General features: G+C 68.4%; 13 protein-coding genes and 2 pseudogenes. 3 read left to right on the top strand and 12 right to left on the bottom strand.

What is annotated here, in order from left to right:
- Positions 1-30: 30 nt before the first annotated feature.
- The 5 genes and pseudogenes from QR64_RS17070 to QR64_RS28900 form a co-directional block, all read right to left on the bottom strand.
- Positions 31-891, bottom strand: a complete 861-nt coding sequence (locus tag QR64_RS17070; RefSeq protein WP_235367215.1) for a BMP family protein — start codon at positions 889-891, stop codon at positions 31-33.
- Positions 892-1,107: 216 nt separating this feature from the next.
- The gene (locus QR64_RS17065; protein ID WP_039586341.1) at positions 1,108-2,070 is read right to left on the bottom strand and encodes an ABC transporter permease; all 963 of its coding nucleotides are present in this window, start codon (positions 2,068-2,070) and stop codon (positions 1,108-1,110) included.
- The gene (locus tag QR64_RS17060; protein ID WP_006550610.1) at positions 2,067-3,140 is read right to left on the bottom strand and encodes an ABC transporter permease; all 1,074 of its coding nucleotides are present in this window, start codon (positions 3,138-3,140) and stop codon (positions 2,067-2,069) included. The genes QR64_RS17065 and QR64_RS17060 overlap by 4 nt, the downstream gene beginning before the upstream one ends.
- Complete coding sequence (locus QR64_RS17055; RefSeq protein ID WP_411908086.1) at positions 3,137-4,180, bottom strand: ATP-binding cassette domain-containing protein; 1,044 nt, start codon at positions 4,178-4,180, stop codon at positions 3,137-3,139. The genes QR64_RS17060 and QR64_RS17055 overlap by 4 nt, the downstream gene beginning before the upstream one ends.
- Positions 4,169-4,579: pseudogene (locus tag QR64_RS28900) on the bottom strand (ATP-binding cassette domain-containing protein); the annotation flags it as partial. The pseudogene QR64_RS28900 and the gene QR64_RS17055, both read right to left, overlap by 12 nt.
- 457 nt (positions 4,580-5,036) lie before the next feature.
- On the opposite strand from QR64_RS28900, the gene QR64_RS17050 reads away from it, so the two are divergent.
- Positions 5,037-6,029, top strand: coding sequence for an isopenicillin N synthase family dioxygenase (locus QR64_RS17050; RefSeq protein ID WP_006550608.1), 993 nt, complete (start codon positions 5,037-5,039; stop codon positions 6,027-6,029).
- 94 nt (positions 6,030-6,123) lie between these two features.
- Here the strand turns inward: QR64_RS17050 and QR64_RS26015 are convergent.
- The 4 genes and pseudogenes from QR64_RS26015 to QR64_RS17035 form a co-directional block, all read right to left on the bottom strand.
- Positions 6,124-6,255 (bottom strand): annotated as a pseudogene (locus QR64_RS26015) (GMC oxidoreductase); the annotation flags it as partial.
- A 143-nt stretch (positions 6,256-6,398) separates the two neighbouring features.
- The gene (locus QR64_RS17045) at positions 6,399-9,095 is read right to left on the bottom strand and encodes a molybdopterin-dependent oxidoreductase (protein ID WP_039586337.1); all 2,697 of its coding nucleotides are present in this window, start codon (positions 9,093-9,095) and stop codon (positions 6,399-6,401) included.
- Positions 9,092-9,934, bottom strand: coding sequence for an FAD binding domain-containing protein (locus tag QR64_RS17040; RefSeq protein WP_050993395.1), 843 nt, complete (start codon positions 9,932-9,934; stop codon positions 9,092-9,094). Before QR64_RS17040 ends, QR64_RS17045 begins: the two co-directional genes overlap by 4 nt.
- 5 nt (positions 9,935-9,939) lie before the next feature.
- The gene (locus QR64_RS17035; protein ID WP_033097281.1) at positions 9,940-11,313 is read right to left on the bottom strand and encodes an 8-oxoguanine deaminase; all 1,374 of its coding nucleotides are present in this window, start codon (positions 11,311-11,313) and stop codon (positions 9,940-9,942) included.
- Positions 11,314-11,454: 141 nt separating this feature from the next.
- Here QR64_RS17035 and QR64_RS17030 point away from each other — a divergent pair, with 141 nt between their 5' ends.
- Complete coding sequence (locus QR64_RS17030) at positions 11,455-12,918, top strand: PucR family transcriptional regulator (protein ID WP_235367195.1); 1,464 nt, start codon at positions 11,455-11,457, stop codon at positions 12,916-12,918.
- A gap of 30 nt (positions 12,919-12,948) precedes the next feature.
- On the opposite strand, the gene pucL is transcribed toward QR64_RS17030, so the two are convergent.
- Genes pucL through uraD form a run of 3 tightly spaced genes read right to left on the bottom strand, consistent with a single transcriptional unit; the run spans position 12,949 to position 14,701 of the window.
- Positions 12,949-13,869: a factor-independent urate hydroxylase gene (gene pucL / locus QR64_RS17025; RefSeq protein ID WP_006550604.1), complete on the bottom strand. Its 921-nt coding sequence runs from the start codon at positions 13,867-13,869 to the stop codon at positions 12,949-12,951.
- Between the two features lie 5 nt (positions 13,870-13,874).
- Complete coding sequence (uraH, locus tag QR64_RS17020; RefSeq protein ID WP_019288025.1) at positions 13,875-14,198, bottom strand: hydroxyisourate hydrolase; 324 nt, start codon at positions 14,196-14,198, stop codon at positions 13,875-13,877.
- Positions 14,195-14,701, bottom strand: coding sequence for a 2-oxo-4-hydroxy-4-carboxy-5-ureidoimidazoline decarboxylase (uraD, locus tag QR64_RS17015; protein WP_039586332.1), 507 nt, complete (start codon positions 14,699-14,701; stop codon positions 14,195-14,197). The genes uraH and uraD overlap by 4 nt, the downstream gene beginning before the upstream one ends.
- A 221-nt stretch (positions 14,702-14,922) precedes the next feature.
- Between uraD and QR64_RS17010 the strand changes: the two genes are divergently transcribed.
- A complete protein-coding gene (locus QR64_RS17010; protein WP_006550601.1) occupies positions 14,923-15,315 on the top strand; it encodes a hypothetical protein in 393 nt (130 codons plus the stop codon).
- The last annotated feature ends 106 nt before the right edge of the window (positions 15,316-15,421 follow it).

Here is a 15,421-nt window from a genome sequence, read left to right as displayed (position 1 = left end):
TCTCGTTCGTTCTGCAGGAGGTGCTCCGGGTCAGTCGCCGCCCTTGTACTCGACCTCGAACTCGCCGGCCATGATCCTCTCGCGGTACTCCTCGAACAGCGCCATCGCCTCGGGCGAGATCTTGTCGGCGAAGGCCGGATTGATGACGACGTCCAGGCCGCCTTCGGTGATGTCCACCTCGTAGTACTTCGCCGGGTCGACGTTGCCGGCCTCGACGTCGGCGATCATCGCGCGGAGGACCTCGTCGAGATTCCACACGACGGAGGAGACGACGTTCTGGGGTGCCAGCGGGGTCTGATCCATCGTGTAGCCGGCGACGCCGACACCGCGCTGCTTGGCGCCCTCGATGGTGGCCGCGTCGACACCGCACGTGGAGAACTGGTCGGCGCCCTGGTCGACGAGGGCGTTGACGGCCTCGATGGTCTGGGCCGCCGCGTCGGACCATCCGCCGATGTAGGACGGACGCAACTGGATCTCACCGGGGCCCTTGTAGGTCAGGCGCGCGCCGTCGGCGAACGCCTCGATCTGGGCCTTGCACACCGGGATCTCGAAACCGGCGGTGCCGGCGAGGATGCCGGTCTCCGTCAGGTCGCCGGCGAGGATGCCGGTGAGGAACGAACCCTGATAGAACGGCTGGCTGTAGTCGGCGAGGTTGGCGGTGATGTCGCCGAAGCCGCCGGGATAGGCGAACAGCACGTCGGGGTAGTCGGCGATGATGCCCTTGATGGGTTCGCCGTAATTGAACGAGTGGCCGACGATGAGCTGGTTGCCGTCCTCCGCGAGGTCGGTGACGATCTGGGCGATCTGCTCCGAGGTCGCGCCCGAATCCTGCTGCACCACGGTCAGGTCGATAAGACCTTCCGCTTCGAGTTTCTCGGCGCCCTCGACCATGCCCTGGTTCCAGCCGACGTCGTTGACCGGACCCGAGGTGATGATCGCGGCCTTGACGACCCCGTCGGCCGAGCCGCTCCCACCGGGGTCGGAANGGCGGCTCCGACGACGGCGGCGGCCGCCACAGCGGTACCCAATTTCTTCACGTGGTTCTCCTCGGGGAAGGGAGGGCTCGCGACTGCGAACCCCAGGACTGACGGGAAAGCTGACGGAAAGCTATTTCGCGGGCACGAACGGGATGCCGAGCGCCTTCGGGGAATTGCTGCGCGAGAACCACACGGTTGTGGCGATGACCGCGAGCAACGTCACCGCGTACGGCATGGCCTGGAACAGCTCGTACGGTACCGACGTGGCCTGTCCACCGGACGCGGCCTGTACGCGCAGCTGGAAGGCGTCGACGAGACCGAACATGAAGCCACCGACGATGGCGCCGAGCGGATTCCACCGGGCGAGGATGACGACACCGAGCGCGATCCAGCCGCGACCACCGGTGATGCCGTCCTGGAAGAAGCCCAGGCTGTCGATGACGAGCGCGCCGGCCATACCTGCTGCGGCGCCGGAGATCAGCAGCGTGCTCCATCGGGTGCGGGGGACGGAGACGCCCACCGAATCGGCGGCCTCGGGGCTTTCCCCGGCCGCGCGGATCGACAGGCCGAAGGCCGTGCGGGTGAGCACCCACCACAGGGAGACGACGAGTGCGAGCGCGAGGTAGACGAGCGGGGACTGCGAGAACACGATCGGGCCGAGCACCGGCAGGTCGGACAGCACCGGAAGGTCGAGGGGAATGGTGCCCTGGATGCGCGGCGGTGTACCGGTCATGCCGAACACCTGCAGGTACAGGAAGGACGCGAGTCCGGTCCCGAGGATCACCACCGAGATCCCCGTGATGATCTGGTCGACGGCCATCGTGATCGTCAGGTAGCCGACGATCGCGGCGAGCACGAGGCCCGCGGCGGCGCCGGTGGCGGCGCCGAGCATCGGTTGCCCGGTGTAGTACACCGTCACGAACGCGATGATCGCGCCGACCATCATCTGTCCCTCGATACCGAGGTTCATCAGCCCCGAGCGCTCGGCGAGGCACGCGCCGGCGGCGGCGAGGATGATCGGCACCGCCAGCCGCAGCGCAGCGGTGAACAGCGGGACGAGCGCACCGGCGCCCAGGACATCGGACCAGTTCATCGAGCACGCTCCACGATTCGGTTGGCGAGCAGCACCGTCAGGATCATCACTGCCTGGACGACGGTGCCGATGGACGCGGGGATCTCCTGGGTACGCTGCACCGCCTGACTGCCGAGGGTCAGCCCGGAGACCAATGCTGCTGCGAGCACGATGCCGAACGGATTGCGACGCCCGAGCAGTGCTACCACGATCGCGGTGAACCCGATCCCGGAGGAGATCGCCAGCGACAGTCGGAACTCGCTGCCCAGCAACATGATCGCGCCGGCGATACCGCCGAGTGCGCCGCTGATCAGAGCGGAGGTGACCACGGTGCGGGCGACGGAGATGCCATTGGCCTCGGCGACGCTCGGGCTCCCACCGACGATCTGCGACGCGAAACCGAACCGGGTCGAACGCATGAGCCACCACACCAGCGGCACCGCCGCGATCGCGACGAACACACCGATGTGGATGCGGGTGCCGGGAATCGTCGCGAGTGCGGCCCAGTCGGGAATGCGCTCGGACTCGGGGGTGAAACCGTTGGGATTGGCGAGGGGTTTGCGCACCGCCCACGCCAATGTGTAGAAGACGAGGTAGTTGAGCATGAGCGACGAGATGATCTCGTTGACCCCGAGCCGCGCCTTCAGCACGCCTGCGATGCCGCCGATGCACGCACCTGCGGCCGCGGCGGTGACGGCGACGATCGGGATCGCGATCCAGCTCGTCCCCAACGGCATGCTCAGCACCACGGCCGTCGCGGTGATCGCGCCGACGTCGTAATGGCCCTGCGCGCCGATGGTGATGAAGCCGGTGCGGTACGCGATCGCGTAGCCGAGACCCATGAGGACGAGCGGCGTCATACCCGTGAGCAGGCGGCCGAGTTGCGTATCGCCGCCGAGAGCGGCGTCGAGCATCGTCGCGTAGGCCTGCCCCGGATCACCGCCCGCGAGGACGATGAGGATCCCGCCCGCCGCGAGACCGACGGCGACGGCGAGTAGCGGCACCCCGATAGTGGTCGTGAGACTCCGGATCCGCGACGCGGTGGGCGGCTCGGGTGGCGTCGTCACCGGTGGGCTGAGCGTGGCGGTCATGCTGCAGCCTCCTGGAATCCGCCCATGGCCGAGCCGAGGGCTTCGCGGTCGAACGGGCCTTCGTCGAACTCGGCGATGATCCGTCCGCGGTAGAGCACGACGATCCTGTCGGCGAGGCTGCAGATCTCGTCGAGATCGGACGAGATGAGCAGGATCGCGGCGCCCCGAGAGCGATGGTCGACGAGCGTGTCCCAGACGAACTCGGTGGCGCCGATGTCGAGACCGCGGGTGGGCTGGGCGACGACGAGGACGTCCGGCTCACCGTCGAGGACCCGGCCGAGCACCACGCGCTGGGCGTGCCCACCGGACAGGGTGCCGGCGAGCGTGCGCGGGCTCTGGGCCTTGACCGACAGGGCGGCGATGATGCGCTCGGCGCGTTCGCGGACGGCTGCCCGCGACAGGCGGCCCCAGCGACGGGCGAGCGGGGGATCGGTGTAGCTGTCGATCGCGAGATTGGTGTCGATTCCCAACGACTTGATCAGTCCCCGGGTGTAGCGGTCGGCGGGGACGATGCCGACACCGGCCTCGCGCATCGCGCGGGGGGACGAGGAGTCGATCTCCCGTTCGGCGACGACCACCGCACCGGTGGAGTCGGGGGAGAGCCCGGACAGGACGTCCTCGAGGGCGGACTGGCCGTTGCCCTCGACTCCGGCGACGGCGACGAGCTGCCCGGATGCGACCCGCAGGGTCACGTCGTGCAACTGACCGGGGACGGACACACCGACCAGTTCGAGCATCCGGTTCCCGGCCGGTTCGGTGGCCGCACGGCGGATACCGAGCCCGACCTCACGGCCGACCATGTCGCGGGCGAGTTCGGCGGTGGTGACCCTCTCGGCGCCGTTCCCGCGGATGGGGCGTTCGGCGACGAGCCGTCCTCCCCGCAGCACACCGACCCGATCGGCGGCCTCGAGGACCTCTTCCAGATGGTGAGTGATGAGCACGATCCCGACGCCGCGTTCGGCGGCGAGTCGGCGGACCTGTGCGAGCAGTGAGTGCACCTCGGCCGGAGCCAGATTCGCGGTCGGTTCGTCGAGCAGCAGGTAACGGGCGCCCAGGTGCAGGGCTCGGAGGATCTCGACGCGCTGCTGCTCGCCGACCGACAGGTTCTCCACGCGTGCGGTGGGGTCGCAGGCGAGACCGGTGTTCTTCGCGAGGGCGGCGATCTCGGCTTCGTTGCGCCGCAGGCGCTTCCGGCCGATCACTCCGCGGGACCGGCCGAGCAGGAAGTTCTCCGCAACCGTCATGCTCGGCACGAGCATGAAGTGCTGGTGGACCATCGCGATCCGTTCCCGGCCTCCGTCGATGAGCGACTCTCCGTCCACCGCAATGGAACCGGAGTCGGGCGGGAGAAGCCCGGTGAGGATGCGCATCAGGGTCGACTTGCCGGCGCCGTTCTCGCCGAGCAGTGCGTAGACCTCGCCGGGACGCACATGCAACGACACGTCGCGCAGGACGGTGTTCTCACCGAAGGACCGGTGGATACCGCGCATCACGACGCCCTCGGCGGGAACCGATTCTGTCACTCCCGCAGTGGTGGTGATGCTCGCGGTCGAAGTTGCTGTCACCATACGGTGGGGCCTTCCGAGTAATCGCTATGTGTCGAGTCGAGACGATCCAGGTTGGTAGTTGAGCGGTCGTGTCCGATTCATGACGATTGTGTTTCGGGCGGCGGAAGGGAATGAAGTTCGTGATGCCGACGGAGAATGCAGTGCCGGAACAGGATCGCGTCGCTCGGACGGTCGCCGTCGGACTTCCTCGATCCGGCTCGCCCGGTGCTCTGCGTCGGGGCGCGGTCCGGGAACCCGTAACACGGTCCTCACCTCAGCGAGACGGATCCGCAGTATCGCAGGAATTGACTCGGAGCGATCACCCGTCCGCTCTGTCCAGGAGTCACCTATGGAAGCCCTGCCTCTCATCGATCTGCGTCCGCTGCGCGACGGGAGCGACCCGCACGCCGTCGTCGGCGCGCTCGACGCCGCGTGTACCGACCTCGGGTTCTTCGTCGTCACCGGTCACGGACTCGACCCCGACCTCCGCGCGGCGACGATGGAGCAGGCGCGGCGCTTCTTCGCGCTGCCTTTCGAGGAGAAGATGGAGATCGCCATCGCGAGATCCACCTGTCACAGCGGATATGTGCCGCCGAAGACCGAGGCACTCGACCCCACCGTCGGAGCCGACGGCAAGGAGGCCCTCGACATCACCACCGACCGTGCGGCCGATCATCCGGAGGTGATGGCGGGTACGCCGCTGCACGGTCCGGCACAATGGCCCGCCTCGCTGATGCCCGACTTCAAGAGTGTCGCCGACGAGTACGCGAAGGCGTGTCTGGACATCAACGCCCACCTCATGCGCGGTCTCGCACTCGCTCTCGGCCTCGACGCCGACGCCTTCGTGCCGATGTTCACCGACCCGCTCGGGTCGCTCCGTATGCTGCACTACGCACCCGTTCCTGTCGGCGATACCACACTCGGCGTCGCGCCCCACACCGACTACGGCTCGTTGACACTGCTCGCCCAGAACGACATCGGTGGGCTGCAGGTCGCCGCGCGAGGCGGCGGATGGATCGACGTCGTGACCCCGCCCGACGCGCTGATCGTCAACCTCGGCGACATGATCGCCCGGTGGACCAACCACCGCTACGTCTCCACCCGCCATCGGGTGCTGAATCCCACACACGGACACCGTTATTCGCTGCCCTATTTCGTCACCCCGGACTACCACGCCGTGATCGAGGCGATCCCGACCTGTGTCGAACCGGGCGCGGAGCCGATCCATCCACCGATCGGGGCCGGCGAGTACCTTCAATCGCGGTTCGAAGCGACGCACGCATACCTCGGGGCCCCGACCGACGGTCAGATCGACAAGCACACCGTCTTCGTCTCCAAGTAGTTCTCCGGCCCGGCGGCGCCGTTCTCGTAATCCCAGACGACAGTCTCCTCTCGGTTCCGGTGATCAGCGAGGCCGCGCGCTCGGCGAGGGCGATCACGGGGGCGTTGGTGTTGCACGACGGGAGCACCGGGATGACGGAGGCGTCGACGACGCGCAGTCCGTCCACGCCGTGGACCCGCAGGTCCGGGTCGACGACGGCGTCGGATCCCACGCCCATCGCGCACACAGCGTGATGAGTCGAATCGACCCCGCTGCATCAACTTCGTGTTACGGCTGCGTTGCGTGTCCGGCCGTACAACGAACGAGACCGATGTCGTGTGCGAAATCCGGCCGGAAATCGCACACAACATCGGTCTCGATGGGTGGGTCTCACAGCATGAGGCGCCAGATGCGGTCGCGGGACAGCGGCAGCTCGTGCGGCCGCACCCCGATGGCGTTGCGCACGGCGTTCGCCAACGCCGGGGCCACCGGGTTGAACGGGGCCTCGCTCATCGACTTCGCGCCCATCGGCCCGAGTTCGTCGTAGGTGTCGGCGAAGTAGACCTCGGTGCGCGGGACGTCCGCGAATTGCGGAATATGGTAGTTGCGTAACACATCCGTCGTCACGCGACCGGCGTCGTCTGTGATGATCTCCTCGTACATCGACGCACCGAGCGCCTGCGCAGTGCCGCCTTCGATCTGCCCGCGGCACTGCTCGGGGTTGAGGACGGTGCCGGCATCGGCGGCCTGGACCGAGCGGAGAATCCGCACCTCACCGGTACGGGTGTCGACGGCGACGCGGAAGGCCTGCACGTTGAACGACAGCGAGCGCGGCAGACCGCCGTGCCGGCCCTCGGCGCGCAACCGGCCACCCGCGACCTCCAGCAGCTCACCAGGCGTGACGAGACGATCGCCGCACCGCACGCCGTCGGCCTGCAGCTCGGCCTGCTCCGGGTCGAGGCCGGTCAGCTCCGCGGCAGCCTTGGCCATCCGCCGTCGCAACTCGTGGGAGGCCGCCAGCAGGGCCTTCGACGCGACGACCGTGCCCGACGACCCGAAGGCGCCGGTGTCGTGGGTGGTGACGTCGGTGTCGGACTGCTGGACCACGATGCGGTCGGGAGTGGTGCCGAGCGCGGTGGCCGCGATCTGGGTGTGGACGGTGGTGGTGCCGTTGCCGAACTCCGCGGTGCCCACCCGGGCAAGATACCGGCCGTCGGGCAGAAGTTCGATCGACGCTTCGGAGATGTGCCCGTTGGGCGGGTTGGTCGCGATCATCGCGAGCGCCATCCCCTCGCCGATCCGCCAGTGATCACCGGTCGGCGTGGGCCGGCCGCCGGTGCGCGCCATCGCCCGTTCGGCAAGATCGAGACACTGGTCGAGTCCGTAGCTGCCGTACGTCAGGTCGACGCCCTCGGGATGCGCCGCGACCAGGGGCTCTCCCGGCGCGATGATGTTGCGGCGCCGGAACTCGTACGGGTCGATGCCGAGCTTGATGGCGAGTTCGTCCATGGCCGACTCCACGGCGAAGATCACCTGGCCGAGGCCGTAGCCGCGGAAGGCGCCCGACGGCCGGTTGTTCGTGTACACGGATTCGGCGTCGACCCGCTTGTTCGGGCATCGGTACACCGCGATCGACTCCGTGCAGCCGTGGAACATCACCCCGGGGCTGTGGTTGCCGTAGGCGCCCGCGTCGGCCAGCACGTCGATCGCGAGGGCGGTGAGGACACCGTCGGCGTCGGCGGCGAGGGTGACGTCGACCCGCATGGGATGCCGGCACGGAGCGACGGTGAGCTGATCGGAACGGGTGAACTCCCACTGCACCGGGCACCCCGTCTTCAGGACCGCCGCCGCGACGACATCTTCGACCAGCATCTCCTGCTTGGCGCCGAAACCCCCGCCCACCCGGGCCGTGTGCACGCGCACCCGGTCCCGGTCGAGTCCGAAGATATGGCACAGCTCGTCGCGCACCAGGAACGGAACCTGTGTGGAACTGCGGATGACGAGCCGTCCGGCCTCGTCGAGATGACCGATGGCTCCGTGTGTTTCGAGATGGGTGTGTTGGACGCGGTGGGTCTGCCAGCGTCCCTGCACCACCGCCGCAGCGGACGCGACCGCCGCGTCGACGTCCCCGCTGCTGCCGTGGATCGCGGCGACGACGTTGCGTCCGGGATCGGCGATGCGCGCGTCGGCGGACTTGTCGGCGTGCAGGAGGGGAGCCCCAGGCTTCCGGGCCTCGTCGGGATCGAGGACGAAGGGCAGTTCCTCGTACTCGACGTGGATCGACGCGAGCGCCCGGTGTGCGATTGCCGGACTCTCGGCGACCACCGCGGCGACCCGCTGTCCGCGGAAGCGCACGACCCGGTCGAACAGGTATGTGTCGTCGGGATCGTCGTTGCGGTTCTCGTGGCGAGCGGTCGAATAGGCGGTGGCCGGGGCGTCGCGGTGGTACAACACAGCGTGGACACCGGGGAACGCCTCGGCGGCCGAGACGTCGACGGAGAGGATCCGCGCATGGGTGTGCGGGCTGCCGAGGACGGCGATGTGCAGCAGGCCCTCGACGGTGGTGTCGAGGGTGTACGGCTCGGTGCCGGTGACGACCCGCGTCGCGGCCGGTGCGCGCTGCGAGCGGCCGCACGACGGGCCATCGACCTGCTCGACGTTGGTGCGCGACCGCAGGGCATCCTCGATCGATCGGTAGCCGGTGCACCGGCACAGGTTGCCCTTCAAGCGTTTCGGCAGGTCGTCGAGATCTTCGTCGGTGAAGGTGGACGCGGTGACGATCATGCCTGCGGTACAGAAGCCGCACTGGAAACCGGCGGCGTCGGCGAACTGTTGTTGGACGGGATGCAGGTCGTCGGGGGTTCCCAGTCCCGCGACCGTGGTGACCTCGCGACCCTCGACCCGCACGGCCGGGACCACGCAGGAGTGGACGGGTTCGCCGTCGAGCAGGACCGAGCACGCGCCGCAGTCGCCGGCGTCGCAGCCCTTCTTGACCTCGAAGTGCTCGGTCTCGCGCAGCAGGGTACGCAGGCACTGGCCGGGCCGGGGGTCGACGTCGCGTTCGCGGCCGTTGACGGTGAGTTTCACGGCTGAACCTCCGTTTTCGGCAGTGCAGTGTTCGACAGTTCGGTGCGGATCTCTTCGGCGAGCACCGCGGTAACGGCACGTCGCCAGTCGGCGGAGCCATGCGCATCGGTGTAGTAGCTCGTCGTCGGGACGAGACGGGCCAGTGCGTCGGACAACGCCTGTGCCGACGGGACTTCCGTGAACCGCAGGAGACAGGGACGCACCGTCGACGCGGTGATCGACAGCGTGACACTGCCGTCGTCGTCGCGGCGTCCGATCACGACGGCCCCCGAACGTCCCAGCGGAGAGAGGGCGATCTTGCGGAAGACCGTGCGGGAACTCAGGACCCGCAGAGGAATCCGGATGCTCCGCAGGATCTCTCCGGGTGCGAGGGCGTTGGAGGCGACTCCGAGGACGAAGTCGGCCACCGGGATCCGCCGTTCGCCGCCGTCGATCGTCCAGATCACCGCGTCCGCGTCGAGTGCGGTCGCCAGCGAGATCATGGCACCGGCGGGGAAGGACAGGCAGATGTTGCCGCCGACCGTGGCGCGCTTCCAGATCTTCCACGACGCCAACAGTGCCTCGGCGCACTGCCGGAACAGCGGTGCCGCAGTATGTTCCGCCTCGTCCGAGAGTGCGGCCATCTGTTCGACCGTGCAGGTCGCGGCGATCTCGAGAGCGTCGGGGTGCCGGGTCACGGCAGGCCAGCCGAGACCGGACAGATCCACGAGTCGGTGGAGGTGCGGTTGCGGTTCGGAGAACAACCAGGTGCCACCGCCGAGCGGGGCCGCGCCCTCCTCGAAGGTCAGATCGGTGCGGTCGCGGGCGATGTCGTAGGCGGTGATGTTGTGCAGATCCATCGCCTTCACCCCGCCTTGGCGACCAGCGCGGCGTGTTCCGCCGCGACCTGCCGTGCCACGACGTCCTCGTCGACGGTCCGGACCTCGTCGCGGACGACCACCTCACGGCCGTTGATCAACAGCAGTTCGAGAGGCGGTGTGCTGCCGAGGACGAGGGCCGCGACCGGGTCGGCGATGCCGGAGTGGGCGAGGCCGTCGATCCGCCACAACGCCAGATCGGCGAGCTTGCCGGGCTCGATCGATCCGATCTCGTCCTCGCGTCCGAGGACCCGGGCGCCGCCGATGGTGGCGAGTTCGAGGCTCTGCCGCACCGTCATGGCGCGGGGGCCGCTGCGGGCACGGGCGAACAGTGCGGCGTGGTGGGCCTCTTCGAGCATGCAGCACGACTCGTTGCTCGCGGCACCGTCGACGCCGAGGCCGAGCGGCACGCCCGCGGCGTAGAGGTCGGCGGCGCGGGCGATGCCGGCACCGAGCCGGGCGTTCGAGGTGGGGCAGTGGGCCGCACCTGTACCCGACGCGGCGAGCACACCGATGTCACGGTCGTCGAGGTGCACGGCGTGCGCGTACCAGACGTCGGGTCCGGTCCAGCCCAGCGACTCCATGTACTGGACGGGCTTGCATCCGAACTTCTCGAGGCAGAAGTCCTCCTCGTCGAGGGTCTCGGCGAGATGGGTGTGCAGCCGCACCCCGAGATCGCGGGCGAGCAACGCGGACTGCTTCAGCAGCTCACCGGTCACCGAGAAGGGCGAGCACGGCGCGAGCGCGACCCGCAACATCGAATCGAACGACGGATCGTGCCAGCGGTCGACGGCCTCGCGGCTGCCCTCGAGGATCGCGTCGATGTCCTCGACGATGTGATCGGGCGGCAGACCCCCGGCGCTCGCACCGAGGTCCATCGACCCGCGGCAGGGATGGAAGCGGATACCGACCTCGGCCGCTGCGGCGATCTCCGCGCCGAAGACGTCACCGCCCTCGCGGGGCACGACGTAGTGGTGGTCGGTGCTGGTCGTGCATCCGGTGCGCACCAGATGCGCGAGTGCGCCCTTGGCCGCGACGTGCACGGCGTCGGCGTCGATGCCACCCCAGACTGGATAGAGGGTGGTGAGCCATTCGAACAGGGTGTGGTCGGCGGCGAGCCCACGCGTGATCCATTGGTACAGGTGGTGGTGGGTATTGATCAGGCCGGGGGTGAGCACGCAACCGGTGCCGTCGACGATCTGCGCATCGTCGTAGCCGGTCGGTTCGCCCGACCCGACCGCGACGATCCGGTTGCCGGAGACGACGACATAACCGTCGCGGTGTTCGGCGCGGGCGGCGTCCATGCTCACCACGTGTGCGCCGCGGATGACGAGCGGCCGGGTGGTGGGATGCGCGTGCATAGTCGACTCCTCGGATCGTCGGGAGTCTTCAGTCAACTGCGCCGAACAGATGTACCTCTGCGGCAGCACGCACGAAACACCTCGGAAATCCGCGGCTCGTACTGTGCGATCGTCCAAGACAGTCACCAGGAGGTGAACATCGTGCTTCTTCGAGATGTGGTGGAGGCGCCGGGGCTGGGAATCGGTGTACTGCACGGCGACGCGGAGGCCCTGAGCCGTCCCGTGCTGCGCGCGTGCACCACCGACATGCCCGACCCCACGCGCTACGTCAGCGCAGGCTCGCTCGTGTTCACCGGCCTGGTGTGGCGACGCTCCGTCGAGGACTCCGACCTGTTCGTCAAACGGCTCGTCCGAGCGGGGGTGACGGCGATGGCCGCCGGCGAGGCCCTGCACGGCCGGGTACCCGACGACGTGATCGAGGCGTGTGCACGACATCGCATGCCGCTCCTGGTCGTGCCCGACGAGGTGCCGTTCAGCCGGGTCATCGAATACATGACCGGGCATATGGCCGGAGCCCGGATGGATCGTCTGCAGACGGGACTGGCACGGCAGCGGCAATGGCTCGCCGCCGTCGCCGACGGTCGGAGTGTGGGGGAGCTGCTCGACGGACTCGCGCAGCAGCTCGGGGTGGAATCGACGCTGATCACCTCCACAGGCGTGACGGTCGCAGGAGGTGCTGAGCTCGACGACGCCGAACTCGACCGGATCACCGCAGCAGCGTTGACCGCCGACCGCTTTCCACTGCGGCTCGACGGTGACTTCACCGTCCTGCCGGTGGGACGCGGACTGACGGACCGGATCGACGCGTGGTTCCTGGTGATCCGGCACGACGAGAGCGGACCGGAGTGCGTCGAGGCGTTCTCCGAACTCGCCGCGGTGGTCGCTCTCGATCGGATCCGGCGCGACGAACGGCGCCGGGTGGCATGGGAGATCACCGACCGGACCCCGACCGTGCGCGCTGCGGACTCGCGGGTCGCGGTGGTGGCCGAAGCCGAGGGCCGGATCTCGCCGGACGTCCTACGCGGTCTCGTCGAGGACGTCCTGGACGGAGCGGTCACGTCGATCGACGCGGCGAACAGGGTGGTCGCCCCGGCGATCGGCAGCGACGTCGACGTGGCACGGCTGTTGAGCCGACGCCTCGGGCGTCTCGCGCCGGCGTTGCGCGGCGACCGGATGTTCGTCGGTGTCGGCGGGCAGAGTTCCGACGACGACCCGGCCGGCGCGGTCCGCGCGGCGGCATCGGCATGCGCTGCAGCACACAACGATCCGGGTCCGGTGTCGGTGCGACGTGCCGAACTCGATTCGGCGCTCGACCTGTTGTCGACCCTGCCCGACGAACTGCGTCGCGCCTACGCCGACCGGCTGCTCGGGGACGTCGTCGAACACGACCGACGCACCGACGCGGGTCTGCTCGCGACCCTCGAGGCATTCCTCGATTGCGACGGATCGTGGCGGCGCACGGCCGATCGACTGCACGTGCACCTGAACACGGTCCGCTACCGCATCGGGCGAGTCGAAGCGCTCACCGGGCGTTCCCTCGCGCGCACCGGTGACCGCTTCGATCTGTATCTCGCGCTGCGTTCGTTGGAACCCGCTCTCGCGTGAGCGGTATCCGTTGTCGTGCCGCGTGAGTGGTCACATGGCGCCGGTGTAGGGCTCCCAGGAGATGCCGGCATCGGGGGCGTCCTCGCGCAGCACGCTCGCCTGGATCAGTCCGTAGGGCCGGTCGTCGGCGTGGAAGACCTCACCGGCGTTCTCGACTCCGAAACGTGCCAGGTCGTAGAGGAAGTGGTGCTTGTTCGGTGCGGACAGGCGGATCTCGGCGATCGATGGGTACCGCTCGAGCACGGCGCGGCCCATCTCGTACAGGCTCTGTTGCAGGGCCTTCGAATGCAGGTTCGCGAACACCTCGAGGAGGGTGGCGCGCACGCCCGCGTAGACGGTGTCCCAGTCGACGTCGGTCGATGCGAACCGCCAGCGCGCCTGGAGGCTCGTCGCCATGATGCGATCCTCCGCCGGTTCGAGAACCGTGTACGGGTCGGTGAGGAAGCCCTGGAACTCCGAGCCGGTGGACTTGAGGACGACGAGATCCTTCAGGCCGCCGACCACCCATTCGCGTCGGTCGGTCCCGGTGCCCTCGACGGTGATCGCGGCGGTGCGGACCTCGGATCCCTTGCGCGTCCAGGTGTGGTCGTGCTCGGCGCCGTCGACGACGACCCGCTCCCAGGCGTACTCCTCGATCTCGATGCGCGCCGAGCGGACGGGTTCGACGTCGTCGACGAAATGCCGCGCGAGCGCGAGGCCGTACTCCTCGACGAACTCGACGCCCTTCTCCTTGGCGTAGGAGTAGATGGTCTGCTTCTGGCTGTCGGTGGGCAGCACCGTGCCCTGATCTCCCTCGAGATGTGCGGCGTCGAAATCGCCGTGCAGGCAGGACGAGACGTTCAGGTCGCGGATCTCGTGCCGGTCGGTGTCGCGCACGATGCGCACCACCCGATTCTCGGCCTTGCCGTAGCGGTGCGGTCCGAGGACGATCTTGCCGGTCAGTTCGGTCATGGTGGTCAGCTCCCGCGGTAGGTGGAATACGAATAGGGCGACAGGAGGAGCGGCACGTGGAAGTGGCTGCTGCCCTCCGGGATACGGAAGGTGACGGTCACCTCCGGATAGAAGGACGCGACTCCGCGGCGCGAGAACCAGTCACCGGTGGCGAAGGTCAGGTGGTAGGTGCCCTCGGGCAATGGATCGGTGAAACCGGTGAGACGACCGTCGTCGTCGGTGACACCGGCGCCCAACGAGGTTCCGTGCGTGTCGGTGAGGATGACGTGCAACCCCACCGCGGGGGCACCGGCCGTCGCGTCGAGCACGTGGGTACTCAGGGTGTTCATGCGCGGCTCCCTGCGGTCTCGATGACGATCCGCTCGAGGCGGAGTCGGGTGATCTCGGCGAGCGCCGCACGCATCTCGGCTTTCTCGCTCTCCGGGTCGTTGCGGAGGCGACGCTCGAGGATCTCCAGCAGTTCCGGTGCCGTGCGGCCGGCGGCGCGGACGAGGTAGACGTGCCCGAACCGTTCCTCGTATTCACGGTTGCCGGCGGCGAGCCGGTCGAGGATGTCGGCGTCGGACGTGGTGACGGCGGACTGCTCGCGGCGTGAAGCAGCGTGTTCGCTGCGTTCGCCGATGCGCGGGTGGCCGGCGAGGGCGTCGGCGAGGTCGTCACCGTCGAGGTTCTCGGCCGCGGCAGCGGCGGCGGTGAGCAGCACGGTGCGCGAACCGAACGGGCGCGCTGCGACGACGGAGTGTGCCCATGTCCGGCTCGAGCAGCAGTCGAGCAACAGTGCGATGGCCTCGTCCTCGGGCATCGCATCGAACCGGGCCGTTGTGAGCTGCACGGACCCTCCTTTCGTCGGTGCATTCGATACTGTCCGGTGGGCGTGCGGCGGGGGAGGTGCAAGCGCTACAGAGTTCGGTTCGCCGCGGGTGCGCCGGTTGGATGATCGGCCAACGAGGTGGTTGCGTCTTGAACGTTTTTCTGGAATAGTTCCAGTTATTGGATTTATTCCAGAAGAAGTGGGCGACCCGGGTGGGGTCGCAGGGTTGAAGGAGTGATCACATGTTCACCGCCGACCGTCCTCGAGCAGTGACGCTTCCGCCGGTCGTGCTCGGCGGACTGCGACCTCTCTACCGGCAGATGGTCCGCAACAACGTTCCGGCCGCATCGTTCGAGCACACCGCCGGACGGGCCGTCTTCGACGTCTGCCTGATCGCGGGGGAGCACGGTCCGCAGCTGCAGGTCCGCGCCCGCGACTTCGGGATCGACTTCACGCTCGCGATGACCACGCATTTCCGTATCGCGCCCGTGATGAGCGACGACCAGTACCGCGCACTGTGCGCGGTGCTCACACCCGGCGCCGAACCGGCACCAGGCATCGTCCTCGACTTCCTGCAGCAGGTGGTCGTGCAGTCGCCCGCGGTGCTCGCGCGGACGCACACTTGCGCTGCTTGAGTCCGAATTTGCTCGTCCTGTGGACATGAGCACACGCTCCGGCAGCGTGTTTCTGTCCGCACGGTGCGCACATCCACCCGAACGCGAACGGCCCGGCAGAAAATCC

This window comes from Rhodococcus sp. Chr-9 (genome assembly GCF_000801125.1).
Lineage (GTDB): Bacteria > Actinomycetota > Actinomycetes > Mycobacteriales > Mycobacteriaceae > Rhodococcus > Rhodococcus pyridinivorans.
This window is presented reverse-complemented; position numbering and strand designations above follow the sequence as displayed.

Coding starts and splice junctions, on each gene's coding strand:
- QR64_RS17035 (WP_033097281.1), bottom strand. CDS start 11,313: ATGCACGCGCATCCCACCACCCGGCCGCTCGTCATCCGCGGCGCACAC.
- QR64_RS17010 (WP_006550601.1), top strand. CDS start 14,923: ATGTTCACCGCCGACCGTCCTCGAGCAGTGACGCTTCCGCCGGTCGTG.
- QR64_RS17040 (WP_050993395.1), bottom strand. CDS start 9,934: ATGGATCTGCACAACATCACCGCCTACGACATCGCCCGCGACCGCACC.
- pucL (WP_006550604.1), bottom strand. CDS start 13,869: ATGACCGAACTGACCGGCAAGATCGTCCTCGGACCGCACCGCTACGGC.
- uraH (WP_019288025.1), bottom strand. CDS start 14,198: ATGAACACCCTGAGTACCCACGTGCTCGACGCGACGGCCGGTGCCCCC.
- QR64_RS17060 (WP_006550610.1), bottom strand. CDS start 3,140: ATGACCGCCACGCTCAGCCCACCGGTGACGACGCCACCCGAGCCGCCC.
- QR64_RS17065 (WP_039586341.1), bottom strand. CDS start 2,070: ATGAACTGGTCCGATGTCCTGGGCGCCGGTGCGCTCGTCCCGCTGTTC.
- QR64_RS17070 (WP_235367215.1), bottom strand. CDS start 891: ATGGTCGAGGGCGCCGAGAAACTCGAAGCGGAAGGTCTTATCGACCTG.
- QR64_RS17050 (WP_006550608.1), top strand. CDS start 5,037: ATGGAAGCCCTGCCTCTCATCGATCTGCGTCCGCTGCGCGACGGGAGC.